This window comes from Methylobacterium sp. EM32 (assembly GCF_040593685.1).
GTDB lineage: Bacteria > Pseudomonadota > Alphaproteobacteria > Rhizobiales > Beijerinckiaceae > Methylobacterium.
Window position 1 is genome coordinate 58,292 of the sequence record NZ_JBEXZS010000001.1, and the last position, 22,591, is coordinate 80,882.

General features: G+C 70.9%; 18 protein-coding genes. 7 read left to right on the plus strand and 11 right to left on the minus strand.

Translation table 11 applies throughout. The features are described 5' to 3' along the window. The first annotated feature begins 43 nt into the window (after positions 1-43). Positions 44-1,225: a hypothetical protein gene (locus ABZT49_RS00200; RefSeq protein WP_355281444.1), complete on the plus strand. Its 1,182-nt coding sequence runs from the start codon at positions 44-46 to the stop codon at positions 1,223-1,225. Positions 1,226-1,585: 360 nt separating this feature from the next. On the opposite strand, the gene pyk is transcribed toward ABZT49_RS00200, so the two are convergent. Genes pyk through ABZT49_RS00220 form a run of 4 tightly spaced genes read right to left on the minus strand, consistent with a single transcriptional unit; the run spans position 1,586 to position 6,756 of the window. Next, entirely contained in the window at positions 1,586-2,998 is a 1,413-nt protein-coding gene (gene pyk / locus ABZT49_RS00205) for a pyruvate kinase (RefSeq protein WP_355281447.1), read from the minus strand. A gap of 55 nt (positions 2,999-3,053) precedes the next feature. After that, complete coding sequence (locus ABZT49_RS00210; protein WP_355281449.1) at positions 3,054-4,313, minus strand: glycerate kinase; 1,260 nt, start codon at positions 4,311-4,313, stop codon at positions 3,054-3,056. A 10-nt stretch (positions 4,314-4,323) separates the two neighbouring features. After that, positions 4,324-5,403, minus strand: coding sequence for a tartrate dehydrogenase (locus ABZT49_RS00215; protein WP_355281452.1), 1,080 nt, complete (start codon positions 5,401-5,403; stop codon positions 4,324-4,326). 39 nt (positions 5,404-5,442) lie between these two features. Continuing rightward, positions 5,443-6,756: an MFS transporter gene (locus tag ABZT49_RS00220; protein ID WP_355281455.1), complete on the minus strand. Its 1,314-nt coding sequence runs from the start codon at positions 6,754-6,756 to the stop codon at positions 5,443-5,445. Between the two features lie 165 nt (positions 6,757-6,921). Between ABZT49_RS00220 and ABZT49_RS00225 the strand changes: the two genes are divergently transcribed. Next, complete coding sequence (locus tag ABZT49_RS00225; protein WP_355281458.1) at positions 6,922-7,626, plus strand: GntR family transcriptional regulator; 705 nt, start codon at positions 6,922-6,924, stop codon at positions 7,624-7,626. 60 nt (positions 7,627-7,686) lie between these two features. After that, a complete protein-coding gene (locus tag ABZT49_RS00230; protein ID WP_355281460.1) occupies positions 7,687-8,181 on the plus strand; it encodes a hypothetical protein in 495 nt (164 codons plus the stop codon). 79 nt (positions 8,182-8,260) lie between these two features. Here ABZT49_RS00230 and ABZT49_RS00235 read toward each other — a convergent pair whose 3' ends face one another. From ABZT49_RS00235 to ABZT49_RS00265, 7 genes are all read right to left on the minus strand, one after another. Then, positions 8,261-9,679, minus strand: a complete 1,419-nt coding sequence (locus tag ABZT49_RS00235) for an FGGY-family carbohydrate kinase (protein ID WP_355281463.1) — start codon at positions 9,677-9,679, stop codon at positions 8,261-8,263. A gap of 25 nt (positions 9,680-9,704) precedes the next feature. Beyond that, positions 9,705-10,046 carry an L-rhamnose mutarotase gene (locus ABZT49_RS00240; RefSeq protein ID WP_355281466.1) on the minus strand — a complete coding sequence of 114 codons (342 nt, stop codon included), beginning with the start codon at positions 10,044-10,046 and terminating at the stop codon, positions 9,705-9,707. Beyond that, complete coding sequence (locus tag ABZT49_RS00245; protein WP_355281469.1) at positions 10,043-11,086, minus strand: ABC transporter permease; 1,044 nt, start codon at positions 11,084-11,086, stop codon at positions 10,043-10,045. The genes ABZT49_RS00240 and ABZT49_RS00245 overlap by 4 nt, the downstream gene beginning before the upstream one ends. A 4-nt stretch (positions 11,087-11,090) precedes the next feature. Beyond that, a complete protein-coding gene (locus ABZT49_RS00250) occupies positions 11,091-12,047 on the minus strand; it encodes an ABC transporter permease (protein WP_355281545.1) in 957 nt (318 codons plus the stop codon). Between the two features lie 65 nt (positions 12,048-12,112). Further along, positions 12,113-13,681 carry a sugar ABC transporter ATP-binding protein gene (locus ABZT49_RS00255; protein ID WP_355281472.1) on the minus strand — a complete coding sequence of 523 codons (1,569 nt, stop codon included), beginning with the start codon at positions 13,679-13,681 and terminating at the stop codon, positions 12,113-12,115. A 292-nt stretch (positions 13,682-13,973) separates the two neighbouring features. After that, positions 13,974-14,966 (minus strand): rhamnose ABC transporter substrate-binding protein, encoded by a 993-nt coding sequence (gene rhaS, locus ABZT49_RS00260; protein ID WP_407943410.1) that lies wholly within the window; start codon positions 14,964-14,966, stop codon positions 13,974-13,976. Positions 14,967-15,019: 53 nt separating this feature from the next. Continuing rightward, complete coding sequence (locus ABZT49_RS00265; protein ID WP_355281478.1) at positions 15,020-15,853, minus strand: DeoR/GlpR family DNA-binding transcription regulator; 834 nt, start codon at positions 15,851-15,853, stop codon at positions 15,020-15,022. A gap of 262 nt (positions 15,854-16,115) precedes the next feature. Between ABZT49_RS00265 and ABZT49_RS00270 the strand changes: the two genes are divergently transcribed. The 4 genes from ABZT49_RS00270 to ABZT49_RS00285 all read left to right on the plus strand — a co-directional run bounded on the left by ABZT49_RS00270 (position 16,116) and on the right by ABZT49_RS00285 (position 22,589). Further along, complete coding sequence (locus tag ABZT49_RS00270; protein WP_355281481.1) at positions 16,116-18,215, plus strand: bifunctional rhamnulose-1-phosphate aldolase/short-chain dehydrogenase; 2,100 nt, start codon at positions 16,116-16,118, stop codon at positions 18,213-18,215. A gap of 65 nt (positions 18,216-18,280) precedes the next feature. Further along, positions 18,281-19,579 carry an L-rhamnose catabolism isomerase gene (gene rhaI, locus ABZT49_RS00275; RefSeq protein WP_355281483.1) on the plus strand — a complete coding sequence of 433 codons (1,299 nt, stop codon included), beginning with the start codon at positions 18,281-18,283 and terminating at the stop codon, positions 19,577-19,579. Between the two features lie 446 nt (positions 19,580-20,025). Continuing rightward, on the plus strand, positions 20,026-21,018 hold the full coding sequence (gene ytfQ / locus ABZT49_RS00280) for a galactofuranose ABC transporter, galactofuranose-binding protein YtfQ (protein ID WP_355281485.1): 993 nt from the start codon (positions 20,026-20,028) through the stop codon (positions 21,016-21,018). Positions 21,019-21,044: 26 nt separating this feature from the next. Beyond that, positions 21,045-22,589 (plus strand): sugar ABC transporter ATP-binding protein, encoded by a 1,545-nt coding sequence (locus ABZT49_RS00285; protein WP_355281488.1) that lies wholly within the window; start codon positions 21,045-21,047, stop codon positions 22,587-22,589. The last annotated feature ends 2 nt before the right edge of the window (positions 22,590-22,591 follow it).

Here is a 22,591-nt window from a genome sequence, read left to right on the forward strand (position 1 = left end):
TCGTGTCGTCCGGCGGGTCCTCGCGCGGCTGCTCCTCGCGCTGTTGCCGCAGGCCATCCCGGCGCGGGCGCAGGACGCCGCCTCGGCCGAGCGCCTCTTCCTGACGGGCCTGCGCCCCGGGGCCGGCCCCTGCCGCGACTGCCACGCCCGGGACGGCGCCGGCGGCCGGGAGGGCGCAGCGATCGTTCCGCCGATCGATTCCGCCGCCCTGACCCGCCACACCCTCGACCGCCCGGCCTATGACCGCGCCAGCTTCGCGCGGGCCGTGACCGAGGGCCGGGACGCCGCGGGGCGCCCGCTCGCCGCCCTCATGCCCCGCTACCCCCTCGACGGGGCGCAGGCCTCCGCCCTGTGGGATCACCTCGGCGAGCGCCGCTTCGTCGAGCGTCGGGGCGTCGGGCCGGACGCCGTTGTCCTGGGGATCGACGCCCGCGCCGGTGCGGACCTCGCGGGCGCCCTGGGGCAAGCGATGCGCGGGATTCTCGGCGAGCACGGGCTCGTCCACGGCCGGCGCGTCGTCTTCACGACGGTCGCCGCGCCGCTCGCGGACGGCCCGGAGGCGCCGCTTGCCGTGCTGTTTTCGCCGGAAGCCGGGGCGGAGGCTCGCGCGGCGGGCATCCCGCTCCTGTTCCCGCTCCTGCCCGTCGACGACGCCGCGCGTCCCGACGAGGTGCGGGCGCTCTCCGCCTCGCGGCGCGACCAGGCGGCGGCGCTGCTGCGCGAAGCGCCGCCGGACGCCCCCATCCTCGCCGACGCCGCGGGACGGAGAGCCCTGCCGGCCGCCGATCTCGGCCGCGTCGTCGGCCTGCCGCCCGATCCCCTGCCACCCGAATCCCTGCCGCCGGACATGGTCGTGATCGCCGAGACCGTCGACTGGCCGCGCCTGGCCGCGCAGGCCCCGGCGGGCGGGCGCATCTTCGCCCTCGGCCCGGAGATCGCGCCGAGCCTCGGAGTGCTGGGCCGGCGGGGCCTGCGCCTCGTCCTGACCGATCCGGCGGCCGGGCCCGGTGTCGACGGGGCGCGGCCGGTCCGCCAGCGCCTCGCCCTCGCCGCGGCCAGGCTCCTGGTGGATGCCCTCGTCGCGGCCGGGCGCGACCTGACCCGGGGGAGCCTGATGCGCGGCTTCGCAGACCTGAGGCTCGGGACGCCGTTCTGGCCGAACCTCGACTTCGCCCGCTACGCGGTGACCGGGACCCGTACGGTCGGCATCGTCCGTCTCGAGTGAGTGGAGGACGTCGAGCGATCGCCGGCACCTGCCTCGCCCGCGGGCGGAGCGGATGGGGCGAAGCCAGGCACGATCCCGCAGCGTCGAGGAGCCGGAGCGGGCGACCGACGCCGTCCTCATGGCGCGCAGCGCCCATCCCGAGCCGCTCCGCCGGATGTCGCCGGCGCGTCGCCGCACCGGATCTCCAGTCATACCAATGGCCCAAGATGCTGACGCATCATTCGATCTCGGGCAGGCCCGAGATCGACGGGGCCATTGATCCATCTCGAATTTTCGATGCCAAGCCCAGAAATCCAGGACCTTGGGCTTGGCGAAAATTCGAGAACGGAACCAAAGGTCGTTTTCCAACGACCGTTGGTATCAGATTTGCACCAGCCGGATGTTGTTGGTGTTGCCGGTCGTATGGAAGGGGATGCCGGCCGCGATGACGATGTGGTCGTTGGACGTTGCGAAGCCCTCGACCCGTGCGTGGTGCGCGGCCTTGGCGACCATCCCCTCGTAGGAGTTCACGTCCTCGGTCTGCACGCTGTGCGCGCCCCAGAGCAGGCATAGCCGCCGCGCGGTCGCGAGGTTCGGCGTCAGTGCCAGGATCGGCGGCTCGGGCCGCTTGCGCGCGACGCGCGCCGCGGTCGTCCCGCTCGCCGTGTAGGTCACGATCGCCTTGGCGTGCAGCGCCTCGGCGAGCGTCGCGGTCGCGGTCGCCACCGCGTGCGGCGGCGTCTCCTCCTCGCCCGGGTCCGAGGCCGCGACGATCGAGTGGTAGAGCTTGTGCCCCTCCACCGAGCGGATGATCCGGTCCATCATCGACACCGCCTCGACCGGATATCGGCCGGTCGCCGACTCGGCCGAGAGCATCACCGCGTCGGCGCCGTCGTAGATCGCGGTCGCGACGTCCGAGGCCTCCGCCCGGGTCGGGGCCGGCGCGCCGACCATCGAGTCGAGCATCTGCGTCGCCACGATCACCGGCTTCACCGCCAGCCGGCAGGCCCGGATCAGCTCCTTCTGGCGACCCGGCACGTCCTCGTGCGGGATCTCGACGCCGAGGTCGCCGCGGGCCACCATCACGGCGTCCGAGAGGCGGATGATGTCCTCGATCCGCTCCAGCGCCTGCGGCTTCTCGATCTTCGCGAGCAGCCCGGCCCGGTCCCCGACCAGGGCGCGGGCCTCGACCAGGTCGGAGGGCTTCTGCACGAAGGACAGGGCGACCCAGTCGACGCCGAGTTCGAGGCCGAAGGCGAGGTCGGCGCGGTCCTTCTGGGTCAGCGGCGAGAGGTCGAGCAGGGTGCCGGGCAGGTTGACGCCCTTGCGGTTGGAGATGATCCCGCCGGTCACCACCTCGGCGGTGATCGCGGCGGCCTCCAGCCCGATGACCCGCACCCGCACCCGGCCGTCGTCGATCAGCAGGTCCTGCCCCGGCACGACGGCCGCGAAGATCTGCGGGTGATGCAGCGGGATGGCCTGCTTGCCGCCGTCCCGTCCCTCCAGCACGAAGCGCACGGTCTCCCCCGCCTCAAGATCGAGGCGCCCGTCCCTGAGCGTGCCGATGCGGATCTTCGGGCCCTGCAGGTCCTGGAGGATGCCGATGGGGCGGCCCACCTCCGCCTCGAGCGCCCGGATGGCGGCATGGACCTCGGCGTGGTCGTCGTGGGTGCCGTGGCTGAAGTTGAGGCGGAAGGTGTCGACCCCGGCCAGGAACAGGGCTTTCAGCCGATCGGGAGCGGAGCTCGCCGGACCCACGGTGGCGACGATCTTGGCGTGGCGGTGACGGCGCATGACGCGATCCGGCCGCGGGGAACGGCCGCCTTCTGGTGTCGCGGGGAGGGGGGTGTCAGACGATCAGGATCGCCCGGAAGTCGTTGACGTTGGTGAGTGTCGGGCCGGTGATGACGCCGTCGCCGAGCGCCTCGAAGAACCCGTGCCCGTCGTTGCGGTCGAGGCTCGCCGTGAGCGACAGGCCGAGGGCTGCGGCCCGCGCCTTGGTGTCGGGCGCCAGCACGGCGCCCGCGATCTCCTCCAAGCCGTCGACGCCGTCGGTGTCCCCGGCCACGGCGTGGATGCCGGGATGCCCGTCGAGAGCGGCCCCGAGCGCCAGCAGGAACTCGACGTTGCGTCCGCCGCGGCCCTCGCCCCGCACCGTCACGGTGGTCTCGCCGCCCGAGAGCAGCAGGCAGGGCTTCGGGACCGGCAGGCCGTGGACGGCGACGCTTCTGGCGATCCCGGCCATGACCTTGCCGACCTCGCGCGCCTCGCCTTCGATCGCGTCGCCGAGAATGTAAGGAGTGATGCCCTCGCGCCGGGCGAGGCTTGCCGCGGCCTGAAGCGCCATCAGCGGGGTCGCGACCATCCGCAGGTCGGTGGGGCCGAGCCGCGGGTCGCCGGGCTTGACCGACTCACCCCGACCGGCCGCGAGGTGGAGGCGCACAGCCTCCGGGACCTCGATCCGGTAGCGATCGAGGATCGCCAGCGCGTCGGCACAGGTCGTCGGATCCGCCACGGTCGGGCCGGAGGCGATGTCGAGGGGATCGTCGCCGGGGGTGTCGGAGATCAGCAGCGTCACCACCCGGGCCGGGTGGCAGGCGGCGGCGAGCTGTCCGCCCTTGATGCCCGAGAGGTGGCGGCGCACGCAGTTCATCTCGCCGATCGCCGCACCGGATTCCAGCAGGGCGCGGTTGACCGCCTGCTTGTCGGAGAGCGTCAGCCCCGGCGCCGGCAGCGACAGCAGGGCCGAACCGCCGCCGGAAATCAGGCAGAGCACGAGGTCGTCGGGCGTCAGCCCGGCGACGAGGTCGAGGATGGCCTTCGAGGCGGCTTCGCCGGCGGCATCCGGCACCGGGTGGGACGCCTCGACCACCTCGATCCGGGTGGTCGGGGCGCCGTGCCCGTAGCGGGTGACCACGAGCCCGGAGAGGTCTCCCGGCCAGGCCGCCTCGACGGCGCGGGCCATCGACGCGGCCGCCTTCCCCGCCCCGACGACGATCGTGCGCCCGCGGGGCGGCTCGGGCAGGGCCTTGGCGAGGCTGACGGCCGGATCGGCCGCCGCCACGGCGGCCGCGAACAGCCGCCGCAGGAGATCTCCGGGCTCGGTCACGGCGTCCCCCTTACTCGTTGTCGCCCTGGATCGCAGCGATGACGGCGTCGGTGACCTGGCGGGTCGTCGCCTTGCCGCCGAGATCGGGGGTGTGCAGGCTCGGATCGGCGGTCACCCGCTCCACCGCGCGCATCAGCCGGTCGGCCGCCGGCTTCTCGCCGAGATGCTCCAGCATCTGGCAGGCGGTCCAGAACGTCGCGACCGGGTTGGCGATGCCCTTGCCGGTGATGTCGAAGGCCGAGCCGTGGATCGGCTCGAACATCGACGGGAACTTGCGCTCCGGATTGATGTTCGCGGTCGGTGCGATGCCGAGCGAGCCGGCGAGCGCCGCGGCGAGGTCCGACAGGATGTCGGCGTGCAGGTTCGTCGCCACGATGGTGTCGAGGGTCTCGGGCTTGATCACCATGCGCATCGTCATGGCGTCGACCAGCATCTTGTCCCAGGTCACGTCCGGGAATTCCTGCGCCACCTCGGCGGCGATCTCGTCCCACATCACCATGGCGTGGCGCTGGGCATTCGACTTCGTGACGACCGTCAGAAGCTTGCGCGGCCGGCTCTGCGCCAGCTTGAACGCGTAGCGGATGATGCGGGAGACGCCGGTGCGCGTCATCATCGAGACGTCGGTGGCGACCTCCTCCGGGTGGCCCTGGTGCACGCGCCCGCCGACGCCCGCATACTCGCCCTCCGAGTTCTCGCGCACGATCACCCAGTCGAGCTCCGGGCCCGAGACGTGGCGCAGCGGGCTGGTGATGCCGGGCAGGATCCGGGTCGGGCGGACATTGGCGTACTGGTCGAAGGGCTGGCAGATCGCGAGCCGCAGGCCCCACAGGGTGATGTGATCGGGCACGTCCGGCGCGCCGACGGCACCGAAGTAGATCGCATCGTGGTTCCTGATCTGCTCGCGCCCATCTGCCGGCATCATCACGCCGTGCTTCTTGTAGTAGTCCGAGCCCCAGTCGAAGTGGTCGAACTGGAAGTTGAACGTGCCGGTCTTCTCGGCGAGGGCGTTCAGCACCTCGACGCCGGCGGCGATGACCTCGATGCCGATGCCGTCGGCCGGGATCGCGGCGATTCTGTAGGTCTTGGTCATGACGGATCTCCGTGTGTGATGAGGGATGTGGAAGGGGGATCAGTGCGCGACGGCGTCGGCCGCCTCGCTGCGCCGCCCGGCGCGGGCGACGATCACGGTGACGATGGCGGAGAGGACGAGCAGGCCGGAGACGAAGAACAGCCCGCCGGTGAAGCTGCCGGTCTGGTCCTTGATCCAGCCGATCACCCAGGGACCGACGAACCCGCCGAGATTGCCGATCGAGTTGATCGTGGCGATGCCGACCGCCGCGGCCTGACCCGACAGGAACATGGTCGGCATCGCCCAGAGCGGGGGCTTGGCTGCGCTGATGCCGATGTTGACCAGGCTGAGTGCGGCGATCACCGCCAGCGTCGAGTCCGCGCCACCGGCGAGCAGCAGCCCGACCGAGGCGACGAGGCAGGCGATGACGACGTGCCAGGTACGCTCGCCGGTCCTGTCAGAGTGCCGTGCCCACAGGATCATCGCGACGATCGCGAGCGTCGGCGGCACGCCGTTGAGGAAGCCGACCGCCATGTTGGAGAGGCCGAAGCTCTTGATGATCTGCGGCGCCCAGATGCCGAGGGTGTAGAGGCCGGCCGAGGTGCCGAAATAGACCAGGGCCAGGGCGAGGACGCGCAGGTCGGCCATGCCCGCCATGATCCCGTGCTTGATGGTGCCGTGCTCGGCGCCCACCGTCTTGCGGGCATGCTCCGCATTCATCTCGGCGACGAGCCAGGCGCGCTGGTCATCGGGCAGCCACGTCGCCTTCTCGGGCCGGTCGGTCATGTAGAACAGCACGACGACGCCGAGCACCACCGCCGGGACCGCCTCGATCAGGAACATCCACTGCCAGCCGTGCAGGCCGAGGATGCCGTCCATCGCGAGGAGCGCGCTCGACAGGGGCGAGCCGAGCACCACCGAGATCGGCGCCGCGGCCATGAACAGCGAGACGACGCCGGCGCGGTAGCGGGCCGGGAACCAGTAGCTCAGGTAGAGGATGATGCCGGGAAAGAAACCGGCCTCCGCCGCGCCGAGCAGGAAGCGCAGGGCGTAGAAGCTGTACTCGCCCTTCACGAAGGCGAAGGCGCCGGAGATGAGGCCCCAGGTGATCATCACCCGGGCGATCCACAGGCGGGCCCCGACCCTGTCGAGGACGATGTTCGACGGCACCTCGAACAGGAAGTATCCGAAGAAGAAGATGCCGGCCCCGAAGCCGAAGACTGCGGAGGAAAAGCCGAGATCCTTGTTCATCGTCAGCGCGGCGAAGCCGATGTTCACGCGGTCGATGAAGGCGATGAAGTAGAGCAGGCAGATGAAGGGGACCAGGCGCCACGCGACGCGGCGCATGGTGGCCTGCTCGAGCGAGCGGTCCATCGTTTCCTCCTATGGAATCGCCTGCACCGCGCGCCAGCTTTCGTGCCAACTTCCATGCAAGCTCGCATGGCGTATGCCATCGCAGTGCGGAGCCGTCAACGGTTCCGTTGAAACTTGCATGGAAGATGCTAATCGGGAGAGCGGGCGGTGTGATCGGGTGGCGAGATGGCGCGGGCGAAACCGGCACGAACCGACGACGGCGAACGGCGCCCCTCTCTCGTCGACGACGCCTACGCGGCCATGAAGCTGGCGATCCGGAACTCGGATTTCGCTCCCGGCTACCAGGCCTCCGAGCAGGAGATCGCGCTGCGGCTCGGCATGAGCCGCACGCCCGTGCACGAAGCGGCGATCCGGCTGCAGGAGGATGGGCTGGTGCGGGTGCTGCCGCGGCGCGGCATCCTGATCTGCGCCCTCGCGCCGGAGGACATGCGCGAGATCTACGACGTCATCATCGCCCTGGAGGGGCAGGCGGCGGAGCGGGTCGCCGGGCTGCCGGCCCCCGAGCGGCTGCGCGCCGCCGACGCGCTCGCGGCGCACACGGACGCGATGGCTGCGGCACAGACCGGCGGCGACCTCCCGGCCTGGGGCCTCGCGGATGAGGGTTTCCATCGGACGCTCGTCGAGCAGGCCGGCAACGGGCGGTTGATCCGGATCATGCAGACCATCAACGACCAGTCGCACCGCGCCCGGATGCTGACCTTGCGACTGCGCCAGGAACTCGACGCGTCAGTGGCCGAACATCGCCGCATCATCGCGGCGATCCGCGAGGGCGACGCGCCCGGTGCGCACCGGCACGCCCGCGAGCACCGCATCCGTGCGCGCGACAACCTGCTCCCCCTGTTGGAAAATTTCGGCCTCAGACATCTGTAGGGCATGGCTCCGGGATCGCAGCGCGGATAAGTGCTCCAGCCTCCTGGAGCGACGACCGCGATGACCCTTGCCGAGCGCCTCGAAGCCAACGCGATCCTGGATCGCCTCGTGGCCGAGGGGCCGACCTTCTCCGTCAGCGATGCGCGGCGCCTGATCGCCCTCGTCCCGATGCGGACGCCGCGGCGCTTCACCTTCATCGTCGATCTCAGTCTTCCGGGGACGAAGAGCCGCGGCCACGCGGCTGGGCATGGCGATGTCGAGGTGGAGGAGCGGGGCGAGACGAAGACCTGGTCGAGCGATCCCGCACCCGTCCTCAAGATCGGCGGCTACGAGGTCGCCCACACCCCGGGCTCGGTCAAGATCGCCCTCATGTGGTCAGAGACCAAGCTGGATCAGTCCGGCCAGTCCTGCGACCTCGTCTACGACAAGGCGACGGGCGAGCCGCGGGAGATGACGATCGCCCGACAGACGGCGTGGCAATTCCTGGTCTTCCGGTTCGCCAACACCCGTTACGTGTCCTGGAAGACCCCGCGCGACGACGGCCCGACCGCGTGATCTCGTCGAGCTCGGCGCAGGGGGAGGGCCTGCGCGAGACGGCAGCGGAGGACGGCGCGCGCGCCGACCGGCTCCGATGTCAGCTGCCGCGACGTTCCGGGGGAAATCTCTCCACCCCGGCGGCGGCGCGCCAGCGTGCCGCATAAGTCTCGATCTCCGCGCTCAGGAGCCCGGCGCCTCCCGCGGGTACGGACAAAGCCGGCAGCTCCTCGCGCGGCGCCGAGAGGAGGGCGGCGGCCCCCACGCTCGTGCCGGTCCGGCCCGAGGAGGCCCGGACGCTCCGGCGCGCGAGGTGGCCCAGGGCCTCGAGGTAGAGCGCGTTGCCGGCGAAGGGCCCCTCGAGGGTGACAGCGCCCACAGCCCCGAGCAGGTCGAGGCAGGTCGCCGTCATCAGGGCCGCGTAGAGGCTCGCCGCGGCATGGCGCTCGGGCGCGGTCAGCCCGTCCGGATCGTGCGACCAGCGGCCGACGGCATCCGGGAACGGGCCGCTGCCGGGGGCGAAGCAGGGCAGCGCCATCACGCCGCGGGCGAGCACGGAGGCCACGACGGCCGGGTCCGGCTCGCTCGCCCGGCCGCCGGTCAGGCGATCGAATTCCCGGCCGCCCATGAAGCGGGCGGAGGGCACGGGCCGGCCATAGGCATCGACATTGGCGAGCATGTCGCGCGCCGCGTCGAGGCGCCCGAGCGGCGCCCCTACCGCCAGGGCGACGATCCAGGTGCCGGTCGAGATGATCGTCTGGGGGCCCGCCTCGTCCCGGAGATACGGCAGGAGGGAGGCGTTGGAATCGTGCAACCCGCAGGCGACGGGCAGTGCGGGTTGAAGGCCGGCCCTGCCGGCGAGGGCGGGGTCCAGGGTTCCGAGGACGTCGAAGGCCGAGCGCACCGGGGCCATCAACCCGCGCCAGCCCATCCGGTCGACGAGTGTCGAGAAGCTACCCTTCTCGGGCGCCCAGAGATCGGTGTGGCAGCCGAGGGAGGTCGCCTCGGTGGCGGCGACCCCGGTGAGGCGCCACGCCCAGTATTGCGGATAGGTGAGGAAGGCGGTGGCGCGGCCGAAGGCGTCCGGAAAGCGCCGCGCCTGCCAGAAGAGCTGCGCGCCGAGGTTCAGGCCGCCGGGCAGGCGCGGCGAGAAGGTTTCGGCGAAATCCGGGCGGACCCGCGCATACTCGTCCGCGAGGGCGTCGGGGCCGTCATGCTCGTAGTCGAGCACCGGCAGGACGAGACCGTCCGGCCCGATCAGCGCGCCGGTGGCCCCGTGCGTGGTGATCGACACGGCGTCGATCCCGACGGCGGCGCCTGCATCCGCGAGGGCGTCGAGGAGGAACGCCTCGATCGCCCCGACGTCGGCATGCGGGTAGGGGCCGTCCCGCCGGACGGCGTTCGGCACCCGCCTGGCCCAGATCTCGTCGCCCGTCGCGGCGTCGAGGACGACCAGCTTGACGTTGGTCTTGCCGATGTCGAGCACCGCGACGCGGCGGGGGGCGGGGGCGCTGCTCATGGAAGGCGGGATCATGGCAGGTGGATCATGGCAGATGGAACTGCGTGCGCAGCGGCAGCACGACGGGCGCGTGCGACGGCCCAGTCTCCATGAGGTCGGCCATGTGACTCCACCAGCGGCGCATCACCGGGTGATCGGGCAGGGCGTCCATGCGGTGGTCGCGCCGCCGCCACAGGACCGCGAAGAGGAGGCCGGTACCCGGTTCGAGGTGGATCGAGTAGTCGGCGATGCCGGCGTCGCGCAAAAGGGCCGCGAGTTCCGGCCAGAGCGCGTCGTGGCGACGGCGATACGCCTCCTCGCAGCCGGGCCGCAGCCGCATCGCGAAGGCGTGCTTCTCGTGCGTGGCGGGGTCGAAGGGGCCGATCATGTCGGCCTCCGGCGCGGGACGAGGCGGGTGATCAGGATCGGCAGCGCGATGGTGCCGATCAGCATGGCCCCGATGACGATCGACATGATGATGCCCGGCACGTTGAGGAGGCCGAGCCCGTAGGTGACGAGGCCCATCACGAAGGCGGCGATCACCACGCCCGCAATCGTGCCCGCGCCGCCCTGGATGCTGATGCCGCCGAGCACCACGATCGTGACCACGTCGAGTTCCCAGCCGAGCGCGATGGAGGGGCGTGTCGAGCCGAGCCGGCTCGTCAGCATCACCGCCGCGAGACCGGAGGCGAGGCCGGTCATCAGGAACAGGACGAGGCGGATGCGCTCGACCCGGATCCCTGAGAAGCGCGCCGCGAAGGCGTTGTTGCCGATCGCCCGCACGGCGCGGCCGAACACCGTCTTGTGCAGCACGAGGCCGGCCACGACCGCGAGGGCGAGGAAGCTGGCGAACTCGAAGGACAGGGCCTGCCAGACGTAGCCCTGGCCGAACCAGCCGAAATCCGCCGGGTAGTCCTTCAGCACCCCGTCGCCGAGGGCGAGGTAGCTCAGGCCCCGGAACAGGCTCATCGTGCCGATCGTCGCCATGATCGAGGGCAGCCCGAGCCGCGCCACCAGGATCCCGTTGAGGAGGCCGCAGGCCGCGCCGACCCCGAGCCCGATCGCCGCGACGGTGAGCGTCCCGGCGCCGGAGGTGGCGGCGAGGCCCATCGCCGTCGAGGCGAGCGCGATGATGCCGCCGACCGACAGGTCGATCTCGCCTCCCATCACCACGAAGGCCATCGCCAGGGCGATGATCGCCTTCTCGGAGAAGTTGAAGGTGGCGTCCGACAGGTTCCAGATGTCGAGGAAGTAGGGCGAGGCCAAGGCGTCGGCGGCGAAGATCGCCGCGGCCAGCGCCAGGAGGAGCGCCTCCCAGCTCGTGGCGGCCTGCCGGAGCGGCGAGCCGAGCCGGTCGGGGATGGCGCGGGGGGCGGCCGGGGGTGCCGTCTGCGGCGTCGGATTCGGGGTCGTCCTTGGCAGGATCATGGCATCATTCCGCCGGTTGCGGGTGCTGGGGCCGCAGGATGATGCGGCCGCGGCGGCGCTCGGCCCGCGTGTTCAGGGCGACCGCCGCGATGATGATGGCGCCGGAGATCGCCATCTGGGCGAAGGGCGACACGTTCACGACCGGCAGGGCGTTCTTGATCGTGCCGAGGAACAGGGCGCCCAGGACCGCGCCGGCGACCGAGCCGATGCCGCCGGCGATCGATACCCCGCCGATCACGCAGGCCGCGATGACGTCGAGCTCGAAGCCGGAGGCGAGGTCGACATAGGCCACGGCGTAGCGCGCCACCCACAGGTAGCCGCACAGGCCCGAGAGGAGGCCCGAGAAGCAGAAGGCGAGGAAGCGCGCGCGGCCGGGATCGATCCCCGCATAGGCCGCCGCGACCGGGTTGCCCCCGACCGCGAACCAGCCCCGCCCGACCGCCGTGCGGTTAAAGACCAGCCACGCCGCGGCGATCGTGGCGACCGCGATCCAGCTCAGCGCGGGCAGGCCGAGAAGCTCGGCCCGCGGCACCGCCAGGAAGGAGGGCGTGAACTGGAAGCTGTTGATCCAGGCGCCGCCCGACAGCACGAAGGCGAGTCCCCGATAGATCGTGAGCGTGCCGAGCGTCACCACGATGGGCGGCATCCCGAGCCGCCACACCAGGGCGCCGTTGACCGCGCCGAGCACGAGGCCGAGGGCGGGGGCGACGAGGATCGTCAGCCCGACGGGCAGGCCGTGATGGGCGTCGATCAGCGCCACCACCATGCCGGTGAGCGCCACGTTGGCGGCCACCGACAGGTCGACCGAGCGGGTCAGGATCACGGCGGCCTGTCCGAGCGCCATGATGATCAGGATCGAGGTATCGTTGAAGACCCCGGCGAGGCTGGGCGCCGTCACGAAGGCCGGGAAGCGGGCGGCGATGCCGGCGATGAGCAGCGCGAGGGCGGCGGCGAGCAGCATCTCGCGCCGGGCGAAGGCGGCGCGCAACGGGCCGGCCGCCGGGATGTCGGGGCGGGACGAAGCGCTCATCGCCGGGCACTCCCTTCGTTCGCCGCGACGACGTTGCCGGTGGCGGCGGCGACCAGGGTCTCGGGGGTGAGCCCCTCGCGCTCGAACAGGCCCGCCATCCGGCCCTCGCGCATCACCAGAACCCGGTCGGCCATGCCGAGGATCTCGGGCAGCTCGGAGGAGACCATCAGGACCGCCAGGCCCTGGCCGGCGAGCTCGCTCATGAAGGCGTGCACGGCGGATTTCGAGCCGATGTCGATGCCCTTGGTCGGCTCATCCAGGATCACGACCTTCGGCCCGGCGGCGAGCCACTTGCCGATCACGACCTTCTGCTGGTTGCCCCCCGACAGGGTGCCGACGGGCTGCGCCAGCGAGGCCGCGCGCAGGTCGAGGCGCTCGGCGTAGAGCCGGGCGAGACTGAATTCCTCGGCCGAGCGCAGGAAGCCGCGCCGCGAGACGCGGCCGAGGCTCGCCAGGGTGACGTTCTCGACGATCGGCATCGCCGTCACCGCGCCGTGGCGCCCGCGCTCCTCGGGCACGTAGACGAGGCCGGCGCGGATGGCGTCCGACGGCGACCGGATCCGGACTGGCCGGCCCTCGACCGCGACCGTCCCGGAGGAGGGCGCCGTGATCCCGAACAGCGACTGGCACAGCTCCGAGCGGCCGGCGCCGACGAGGCCGTAGAGGCCCAGGATCTCGCCGCGGCGCAGGGTGAAGGAGATGGCGTCGAACTCGGTCGGGTGGGCGTAGTCCCTCACCTCCAGGATCGGCTCGCCCAGGGTTGCCGCGACCTTGGGGAAGACCTGGTCGACGCTGCGCCCGACCATCAGGCGGACCAGGGTGTCGCGGTCGACCTCGGCCATGCGGCCCGCCCCGACCGAGCGGCCGTCGCGGAACACCGCGTAATCGTCCGCGACGCGGTCCAGCTCCTCGAACTTGTGGCTGATGAACAGGATCGCCTTGCCCTGGGCCTTCAGGCGCTCGACCACGCGGACGAGGTCGTCCACCTCCTTGTGCGACAGGGCGGCGGTCGGCTCGTCCATGATCACGACCTCGCTGTCGACCGACAGGGCGCGCGCGATGGCGACGAGATGGCGCTGGGCGATGGAGAGGTCGCGCAGGCGGGTCGTCGGCCGGATCGGCGCGTCGAGCCCGTGCAGCAGGGCGGCCGCCCGCGCCCGCATCGCCGACCAGTCCACCAGGCCGAGGCGGGTCCGCGGCGCGTGGCCGAGATAGATGTTCTCCGCGACGGTGAGTTCGTCGAACAGCACCGTTTCCTGGTGGATGGCGGTGATGCGGGCCGCCTCGGCGTCCCGGGGCGAGGCGAAGCTGACCGGATGTCCGCCGACCAGGATCTCGCCCGCGTCGGGGCGGTGGATGCCGGTGAGGATCTTGACCAGGGTCGACTTGCCGGCCCCGTTCTCGCCGATCAGCGCGGTGACGCGGCCCGGGCGCAGCACCAGGTCGACGCCGTCGAGCGCCTTGACCCCGGGAAAATGCTTGGCGATGCTGCGCAGCTCCAGAAGCGGGGCCGGCAGGGCGGGCTCCGCAGCAGAGGGCGGACGGATCTTCAGGGCGCAGGACACGGCGCTTCGCTCCCAACTATTCGCTCGTCCTTCTCTCAGGGATCCGGAGAAGGTATCCGGCGGCGGATGACGTCAGGGGCGCGTGCGCCTTGGCGTCATCCTCCGCCCGCCGCTCCTCCGGCACACCGGCCGAAGGAGGAAGAGGTCAGAGCCTGTTCGACTCTCTACGGTCTTGAGATCCTCCGCGTCATTCCGGGCTCCGCTTTGCGGCCCCGGAATGACGTGGCGCGGAATAAATCTAAAATGGTCCGATCAAACAGGATCCCACAAGGTCTATTTTAGACGACCTCTGTCAAAATATCTTGGCAAACTGGTCGATATTCGTCCCGTCGTAGACGAAGGGCTCCGCCATGGCACCCTCGGCGCCGGCCTCGATCTTGAGCTTGCCCATGCGGCCGATCGGCAGTTCGGCGCCCGGGGCGGCCGTGGCCCCCTTCACGAGGTCGTGGGCGAGGTAGGCGGCCGTGTAGCCGAGGTCGATCGGGTTCCAGATCGCGAAGCTCCTGGTGACGCCGGCATGGACCGCGCCCGCCATCTCGGAGGGCAGGCCGAGGCCGGTGACGAAGACCTGGCCGGCCTTGCCGGCATCCTTCACGGCCTGCGCCGCCGCCACGATCCCCACCGAGGTGGGCGCCACGATGACCTTGACGTCCGGGTGGACCCGCAGGAGGCCTTGCGTCTCGCGGTAGCTCTTGTCGCTGAGGTCGTCGCCGTAGACCGTCGCCACGAGGTCGATGCCGGGATGCGCGGGTAGAACCTTCTTCATCTCGGCGATCCAGGTGTTCTGGTTCGTCGAGGTGGCGGTGGCCGAGAGGATCGCGATCTTGCCCTTGCCCTCCGGCAGCGCCTGGGCGGCGAGCTTGACCAGCATGCTGCCGATGAGCGCATTGGAGGAGGGGTTCAGGTGCAGCTGGCGCCCCTCGGCCGCGACCGCCGAATCCCAGGAGATGACCTTGATGCCGCGCTGCATGGCGCGCTTGAGCACCGGGACCACCGCATCCTTGTCGTTGGCCGAGATCGCGATGGCGTCGACCTTCTGGGAGATCAGGGCGTTGACCACCTCGATCTGCCCCTCGGCCGTAGTCGTGGTGGGGCCGGTATAGATGATCTTGACGCCGCCGATCTGCTTGGCGGCCTCGTCGGCGCCCCGGGCCGCGGCCTCGAAGAAGCCGTTGCCGAGGGACTTCGCCACGAGGGCGATCCGAACGTCCTGTGCTTGCGCCGACGTGGCGAGAAGTGCGGCCGCCAGGGCGGCGGAGCGAACCAGAACTCTCAGAAGCGTCACGTGCATCCTCCCATGGTTGCTGTCGCCGGCGTCCGCTTGAGCTTTTTTGCTCGTTAGGCGGTCGCCGATGATCGATTTTGACGGAATGGTCGACGGGGATCGACGACGATCAGCTCGATCCCCGCCGCCTCGACCATCCGCCGGTCCTCGTCGGTGATGCGGTCGTCGGTGATGATCCGGGCCGCCCGGTTGAGCGGCGCCAGGATCATCGACGACTGCATCCGGAACTTCGTGGCATCGACGAGCAGCACCAGCTCGTCGGCCTGCCGCATCAGGCGCTGCTCGGACGAGATGATGAGCGCGTCCTGCTCCATGATGCCGAGGGCTGAGACCCCCATGGCCCCCATGAACATCCGCCGGGCGCGGAAATGCACGGTCCCGTCATCCTCGAACGGGCTCAGGATGATGTTCTGCTCGCGGTAGATCGTGCCCGACGGCACCATCACGGCGCAGGCCGAGTGGCGCAGGAGGTGGTCGGCCACGGAGAACGAGTTGGTCAGGACCTGCAGCTTCAGCCCGTCCAGGGCGTGCACCATCTGGAACGTCGTGGTGCCCCCGTTGATGATGATCGCGTCGCCCTCCGCGCAGAGCTCCACGGCGGCCCGGGCGATGGCGCGCTTCTCCAGGAGGTTCGGTCCCCCGCCGCCCGGCGTGCTCAGGGGCACGAGGTTCGGGGCCGGGGGCACGGCGTCGTGGAGGACCGGTGCCGGGAGGGCCTCGGCGCCGCCGCGCAGCTTCCGCAGCAGCCCCTGGCCGGCGAGCGCCGCGAGGTCGCGTCGCACCGTCGCCTCGGAGCCCCCGGTCGCATCCGCGATCACCTGGACGGTCGCCACGCCGCGCTCCCGCAACAGGTCCAGGATGACGCGGTGACGTTCGCGCTCATGCATCGTTGCCTCCCATCGCTATCCAATCAGCCGATCCGCTATACGTCAACATCTTCGACCAAAAACGATCATATTGCACTGCAACTCAATCCGCGATTGCGTGATATTGACAGATCATGATCGATCCTGCCATCACCGCCCGGGATGCCGGGCGTCCGGCGGGAGGCGCCGCCCGGATCGCCGGGATCGATCCCGGATCGCCAGAATCGATCGAAGCCGGGAACGATCGACGCCATCAACGATCGCAGCTATCGGGGAGGATACCATGTCGCGCGCCGCTCAAGGTCTGCTGGAGAGCCGCTGGGACACCGCCAAGGCGGCCGGGCTCGACGAGCCGGGACTGCTCCTCTACCGCTCGAACCTGCTCGGCGCCGACAAGCGGATCACCAATTACGGTGGCGGCAACACCTCGGCCAAGGTGATCGCGCGGGATCCGCTGACCGGCCGCGACACGCGGGTGCTCTGGGTCAAGGGCTCGGGCGGCGACGTCGGCACCATGACGCGCGACGGCTTCGCGACCCTGTACATGGACAAGCTGGAGCAGCTGCGGGAACTGTATCGCGGCCCCGCCCACGAGGACGAGATGGTGGGCTTCCTGCCCCACTGCACCTTCGCGCTCAACCCGCGCGCGGCCTCGATCGACACGCCGCTGCACGCCTACCTGCCCTACGTCCATGTCGACCACATGCACCCCGACGCGGTGATCGCGATCGCCGCGACGCAGAACAGCCGCGCGATCACCCGGGCGGTGTTCGGGGACGAGATCGGCTGGCTGCCCTGGCGCCGGCCGGGCTTCGAGCTCGGCCTGATGCTGTCGCGCTTCGCGCAGGAGAACCCGCACGCGAAGGGCGTGGTGCTGGAGAGCCACGGGCTCTTCACCTGGGGCGAGGATGCGCGGTCCTGCTACGAGACGACCCTGCGCATCATCAACGCGGCGATCGCCTGGTTCGACCGCGAGACGAAGGCGCGCCCCGTGTTCGGCGGCGCCGCCACCGTGAGCCTGCCGGCCGACGAGCGGCGCGCCATCGCGGCCGGGCTGATGCCGGCGATCCGCGCCCGCATCGGCGCGGAGGAGCGCAAGGTCGGCCATTTCGACGACAGCCCCGCGGTGCTGGAATTCGTCAACGGGCATCGCCTGCGCGAGCTGGCGGCGCTCGGCACGAGCTGCCCGGACCACTTCCTGCGCACCAAGATCCGTCCCCTGGTGCTCGACTTCGATGCCGAGACCGGCACGGTCAATTCCGTCGTCGAAGGCCTCGACGCCGCGATCGCGGCTTATCGGGCGGATTACGCCGCCTATTACGCGCGCTGCCGGCATCCCGACAGCCCGGCGATGCGCGACGCCAACCCGGTCGTCTACCTCGTGCCCGGGATCGGCATGATCACCTTCGCGCGCGACAAGGCGACGGCGCGCATCGCCGGCGAGTTCTACGTCAACGCCATCAACGTGATGCGCGGCGCCTCGACGGTCGACACCTATCGGGGCCTGCCCGAGCAGGAGGCGTTCGACATCGAGTACTGGCTCCTGGAAGAGGCCAAGCTCCAGCGCATGCCGAAGCCCAAGAGCCTCGCGGGCCGCATCGCCCTGGTGACCGGCGGGGCAGGGGGCATCGGCCGCGCGGTCGCCGCGAAGCTCGCGGCGGAAGGCGCCTGCGTGGTCCTGGCCGACATCGACGCCGGGGCGCTCGCCGAGACCGAGGCGGCCTTCGCGGCCGCGCAGGGCCGCGACCAGGTCCGCAGCCTCGTCCTCGACGTCACCCGGGAGGAGGCGGTCGTCCAAGGCTTCGCCGAGGCGGCGGTGGAGTTCGGCGGGCTCGACATCCTGGTGTCCAATGCCGGCATCGCCTCCTCGGAGCCGATCGAGAGCACGAGCGTCGCCCTCTGGGAGCGCAACATGGACATCCTGGCGAAGGGCTACTTCCTGGTCTCCCGCGAGGCGTTCCGGCTGATGCGGCGCCAGAACCTCGGCGGCGCCCTGGTCTTCGTGGCCTCCAAGAACGGGCTCGCCGCCTCGCCGAACGCCGCCGCCTACTGCACCGCCAAGGCCGCCGAGATCCACCTCGCCCGCTGCCTGGCACTCGAGGGCGCCGAGGCCGGCATCCGGGTCAACGTCGTCAATCCGGACGCGGTGCTGCGCGGCTCGAAGATCTGGACGGGGGAATGGCGCGAGCAGCGCGCCGCCGCCTACCAGCTGGAGGGCGACGCGCTCGAGGAGCATTACCGCAAGCGCTCGATGCTCAAGCGCTCGGTGCTGCCGGAGGACATCGCCGAGGCCGTCTACTTCCTGGCCTCCGACCTGTCGGCCAAGTCGACCGGCAACATCATCAACGTCGACGCGGGCAACGCCCAGTCCTTCACACGATGAGAAGCCCCCGTCGCCGCTCCGGCGACGGGACGCTACCGCGAAGGACCAAGCAACGAGGAACGCCCATGCCCGCACCGTCTTTGCCCATCGACCCGGACCTGATCGCCAACCACAACGCGGCCCGCACCGGGGCGCTGGCCGACGATTACGACGCGCTCGGCCGGCGCCTTACCCGCCGCGGCATCGACATCGACGCCATCACCGCCAAGGTGGCGCGGTTTTCCGTCGCGATCCCGTCCTGGGGCGTCGGGACGGGCGGCACGCGCTTTTCCCGCTTCCCCGGCCCGGGCGAGCCCACCGGCATCGATCAGAAGCTCGAGGATTGCGCGGTGATCCAGCAGCTCGGCCGGGCCACCCCGTCCGTGTCGCTGCACATCCCCTGGGACGCGGCGCCCCCGGCGGAGCTGCGCGCCCTCGCCGCGGCGCTGGGCCTGACCTTCGACGCGATCAACTCCAACACCTTCCAGGACCATCCGGGCGATCCCGACCACCCGCTCTCCTACAAGTACGGCTCGCTCAGCCATGTCGACCCGGCGGTGCGCGCCCAGGCGGTGGCGCACAACATCGCCTGCATCCGCCTCGGCGAGGCCTTGGGGTCCAAAGCGCTCACGGTGTGGATCGGCGACGGCGCCAACTTCCCCGGCCAGAGCCATATGGGCCGCGCCTTCGAGCGCTACCTGTCGTCCATGCAGGAGATCTACGCGGCCTTGCCGGCGGATTGGCGGCTCTTCTCCGAGCACAAGATGTACGAGCCCGCCTTCTACGCCACCGTGGTGCAGGATTGGGGCACCAGCCTGCTCACGGCCCAGGCGCTCGGCCCGAAGGCGAGCTGCCTGGTCGATCTCGGGCACCACGCACCCAACGTGAACATCGAGATGATCGTGTCGCGCCTCGCCCATGCGGGCAAGCTCGGCGGCTTCCACTTCAACGATTCGAAGTACGGCGACGACGACCTCGACGCCGGCACGATCGACCCGTTCCGCCTGTTCCTGGTGTTCAACGAGCTCGTCGACCTGGAGGGACGCGTCGAGGCGCCGGCCTACATGATCGACCAGTCCCACAACGTGACCGACCCGATCGAGAGCCTGATCCGCTCGGCCGACGAGATCCGCCGCGCCTACGCCCAGGCCCTCCTGGTCGACCGGGCCGCGCTCGCCTCCTACCAGGGCGACAACGACGCGCTGATGGCGTCCGAGACCCTGAAGGCCGGCTTCCGCACGGATGTCGACCCGATCCTGGCCCGGGCCCGGCTGGATGCCGGCGGCGCGATCGACCCCGTCGGTGCCTACCGGGCGAGCGGCTACAGGCAGATGGTCGCGGCCAGGCGGCCGGCCGCGCAGGGCGGCGGCGGCGGGATCGTCTGATCCGGGCACCGGTGATCGCTGCGCCACCGGGTCCTGCCGGCCGCCGGCGCCGAGGACCGGCCAGGCGAGGCGACGCATGGCAGGCAGCCCATGGCGGACTGGGCGGTCCTTCGGCCCTCATTCGCATAACGGCATTTTCTCAGAGAACCCACCGGCTGCGTCCTCCGGCGCGGTCGGACGGTCCAGCGCTCCGGCCGTCGCGTATCGGGTGGGCGTCGCGGCCGCCCGGAGCAGGTCGGCGGTGACATCGGGCACCGCGAACCCGGACTTGCTGCCGGAAGTCGGACCGCGTCGCTCACGCGGCCGCGAGGGCGACCGCTCGGTGACTGAGCCAGCGCTCCGGAGGAAAAATCTTACAATATGACTATTGCGTCGCCATCGCGGCTGTTTCATGCTCGGCCGACGCACGCAGATGCGCCACGACAAGGACCTCAGGGAGACGCCTCATGCCCGGTGCCCGGACGCATCGCCTTCGCAGGACGCATCGCCTTCTGCTCGCCGCCACGCTGCTGACCGGCCTCGCCGCGCCGGCTGCTTCGGCGGCCGGCCTGACGGTGGGGTTCTCGCAGATCGGCTCGGAATCGGGCTGGCGCGCCGCCGAGACCTCCGTGACCAAGTCGGAGGCGCAGAAGCGCGGCGTCACCCTGAAGATCGCTGATGCGCAGCAGAAGCAGGAGAACCAGATCAAGGCGATCCGGTCCTTCGTGGCGCAGGGCGTCGACGCGATCTTCCTGGCGCCGGTGGTGGCGACGGGCTGGGACGCGGTCCTGAAGGAGGCCCGCGAGGCGAAGATCCCGGTCGTGCTCCTCGACCGCGACATCGACCCGTCCGGCAAGGACCTCTACCTCACGGCGGTGACCTCCGACAGCGTCCACGAGGGCAAGGTCGCGGGCGAGTGGCTGGCCAAGACCGTGGGCTCGAAGCCGTGCAACGTCGTCGAGTTGCAGGGCACGGTGGGGGCGAGCGTCGCCACCAACCGCAAGAAGGGCTTCGAGCAGGGCATCGCCGCGACTCCGACCATCAAGGTCGTGCGCAGCCAGACCGGCGACTTCACCCGCTCGAAGGGCAAGGAGGTGATGGAGAGCTTCATCAAGGCCGAGGGCGGCGGAAAGTCGATCTGCGCCGTCTACGCCCACAACGACGACATGATGGTCGGCGCGATCCAGGCCATGAAGGAAGCCGGCCTGAAGCCGGGCAAGGACATCCTCACCGTCTCGATCGACGGCGTGCCCGACATCTTCAAGGCGATGATGGCCGGCGAGGCGAATGCCAGCGTCGAGCTGACCCCGAACATGGCCGGCCCGGCCCTCGACGCCGTCATGGCCTACAAGACCAAGGGCACCGTCCCGCCGAAGTGGATCCAGACGGAATCGAAGCTCTTCACCCCGGCCGACGACCCGCAGGCGGTCTACGAGTCGAAGAAGAGCCTCGGCTACTGACGCCGCGCGTCCCGAAAGCCGACCGCATGTCCTCAAGCCAGGACGAGGCCGCACCGCTCCTCGCGGTCCGCGGCCTCACGAAGAGCTTCGCGGGCTTTCCCGCCCTGTCCGGCGTCGACCTCACGCTGAGGGCGGGCGAGATCCACGCGCTGCTCGGCGAGAACGGCGCCGGCAAGTCGACGCTCATCAAGACGGTCACCGGCATCGTGACGCGCGATGCCGGGACGGTGGAGCTGGACGGGACACCCATCGCGCCGCGCTCGGGCGAAGCGGCGCAGGCCCTCGGCATCGCCACCGTCTACCAAGAGGTGAACCTGCTGCCGAACCTCTCGGTGGCGCAGAACCTCTTCCTCGGCCGCGAGCCGACCCGGTTCGGCCTCGTGCGCCACGGCGAGATGCGCCGGCGCGCGACCGCGCTGCTGGCCGCGTTCGACCTCGCGATCGACACCGGCGCGCCCCTCGGCGACTACTCGGTCGCGGTGCAGCACCTCGTCGCCATCGCCCGCGCCGTCGACCTGTCGGCCCGGGTGCTGATCCTCGACGAGCCGACGGCGAGCCTCGACGCGCACGAGGTCGAGATCCTGTTCCGCGTGATGCGCCGCCTCGCCGCGCGGGGTCTCGGCATCGTCTTCGTCACGCACTTCCTCGACCAGGTCTACGCCGTCACCGACCGGATCACGGTCTTGCGCAACGGCCGGCTCGTCGGCTCCTGGGCGACCGCCGAACTCCCGCGCATGACGCTGATCGAGGCGATGCTCGGGCGCGAACTCAGCGAGGCGACCGCCGCAACGGGCCATGCGGACCGGCCCCCTCCCGGTACCGGCGGGAGGGACGAGGTCGCGCGCTTCGAACAATTCGGGAAACCCGGCTACGTCGCGCCCTTCGACCTGACGCTCCGGCGCGGCGAGGTCGTCGGGCTGGCGGGCCTCCTCGGCTCCGGCCGCACCGAGACCGCCCGCCTCCTCTTCGGCGCCGAGGTCGCGGAGACGGGGCAGGCCCGCATCGACGGCGCGCCCATGCGGCTGCGCAACCCCCGCGACGCGATCCGCCACCGGTTCGGCTACTGCCCGGAGGAGCGCAAGACGGAGGGGATCATCGCCGAGCTGACCGTCCGCGAAAACATCGTCCTGGCGCTCCAGGCGAGGCGCGGGCCGTTCCGCCCGATTTCGCGGCGGGAGCAGGAGGCGCTGGCGCGCCGCTACATCGCCATGCTCGACATCCGCCCCCCCGATCCCGAGCGGCCGATCGGGCTGCTCTCGGGCGGCAACCAGCAGAAGGCGCTGCTCGCCCGCTGGCTCGCCACCGAGCCGCGCGTGCTGATCCTCGACGAGCCGACCCGCGGCATCGACGTCGGTGCGCATGCGGAGATCATCCGGCTGATCCGGCGGCTCTGCGACGAGGGGCTGTCCCTCGTGGTCATCTCCTCCGAACTCGAGGAGATCGTCACTTACGCCGACCGGGTCGTGGTGATGCGCGACCGGGCCCAGATCGCCACCCTCGAGGCCGGCGCCGTCGACGTCACCGCCATCCTGAAGGCGATCGCCGGCGACGAGGCTGCGGAGGCCGCCTGACC

What these genes read in the sequence shown, in the direction of transcription:
- pyk (WP_355281447.1), bottom strand. Translation starts at nt 2,998, where the DNA reads ATGCGCCGTCACCGCCACGCCAAGATCGTCGCCACCGTGGGTCCGGCG.
- ABZT49_RS00215 (WP_355281452.1), bottom strand. Translation starts at nt 5,403, where the DNA reads ATGACCAAGACCTACAGAATCGCCGCGATCCCGGCCGACGGCATCGGC.
- ABZT49_RS00220 (WP_355281455.1), bottom strand. Translation starts at nt 6,756, where the DNA reads ATGGACCGCTCGCTCGAGCAGGCCACCATGCGCCGCGTCGCGTGGCGC.
- ABZT49_RS00225 (WP_355281458.1), top strand. Translation starts at nt 6,922, where the DNA reads ATGGCGCGGGCGAAACCGGCACGAACCGACGACGGCGAACGGCGCCCC.
- ABZT49_RS00230 (WP_355281460.1), top strand. Translation starts at nt 7,687, where the DNA reads ATGACCCTTGCCGAGCGCCTCGAAGCCAACGCGATCCTGGATCGCCTC.
- ABZT49_RS00235 (WP_355281463.1), bottom strand. Translation starts at nt 9,679, where the DNA reads ATGAGCAGCGCCCCCGCCCCCCGCCGCGTCGCGGTGCTCGACATCGGC.
- ABZT49_RS00240 (WP_355281466.1), bottom strand. Translation starts at nt 10,046, where the DNA reads ATGATCGGCCCCTTCGACCCCGCCACGCACGAGAAGCACGCCTTCGCG.
- ABZT49_RS00245 (WP_355281469.1), bottom strand. Translation starts at nt 11,086, where the DNA reads ATGATCCTGCCAAGGACGACCCCGAATCCGACGCCGCAGACGGCACCC.
- ABZT49_RS00250 (WP_355281545.1), bottom strand. Translation starts at nt 12,047, where the DNA reads ATGCTGCTCGCCGCCGCCCTCGCGCTGCTCATCGCCGGCATCGCCGCC.
- ABZT49_RS00265 (WP_355281478.1), bottom strand. Translation starts at nt 15,853, where the DNA reads ATGCATGAGCGCGAACGTCACCGCGTCATCCTGGACCTGTTGCGGGAG.
- ABZT49_RS00270 (WP_355281481.1), top strand. Translation starts at nt 16,116, where the DNA reads ATGTCGCGCGCCGCTCAAGGTCTGCTGGAGAGCCGCTGGGACACCGCC.
- rhaI (WP_355281483.1), top strand. Translation starts at nt 18,281, where the DNA reads ATGCCCGCACCGTCTTTGCCCATCGACCCGGACCTGATCGCCAACCAC.
- ytfQ (WP_355281485.1), top strand. Translation starts at nt 20,026, where the DNA reads ATGCCCGGTGCCCGGACGCATCGCCTTCGCAGGACGCATCGCCTTCTG.
- ABZT49_RS00285 (WP_355281488.1), top strand. Translation starts at nt 21,045, where the DNA reads ATGTCCTCAAGCCAGGACGAGGCCGCACCGCTCCTCGCGGTCCGCGGC.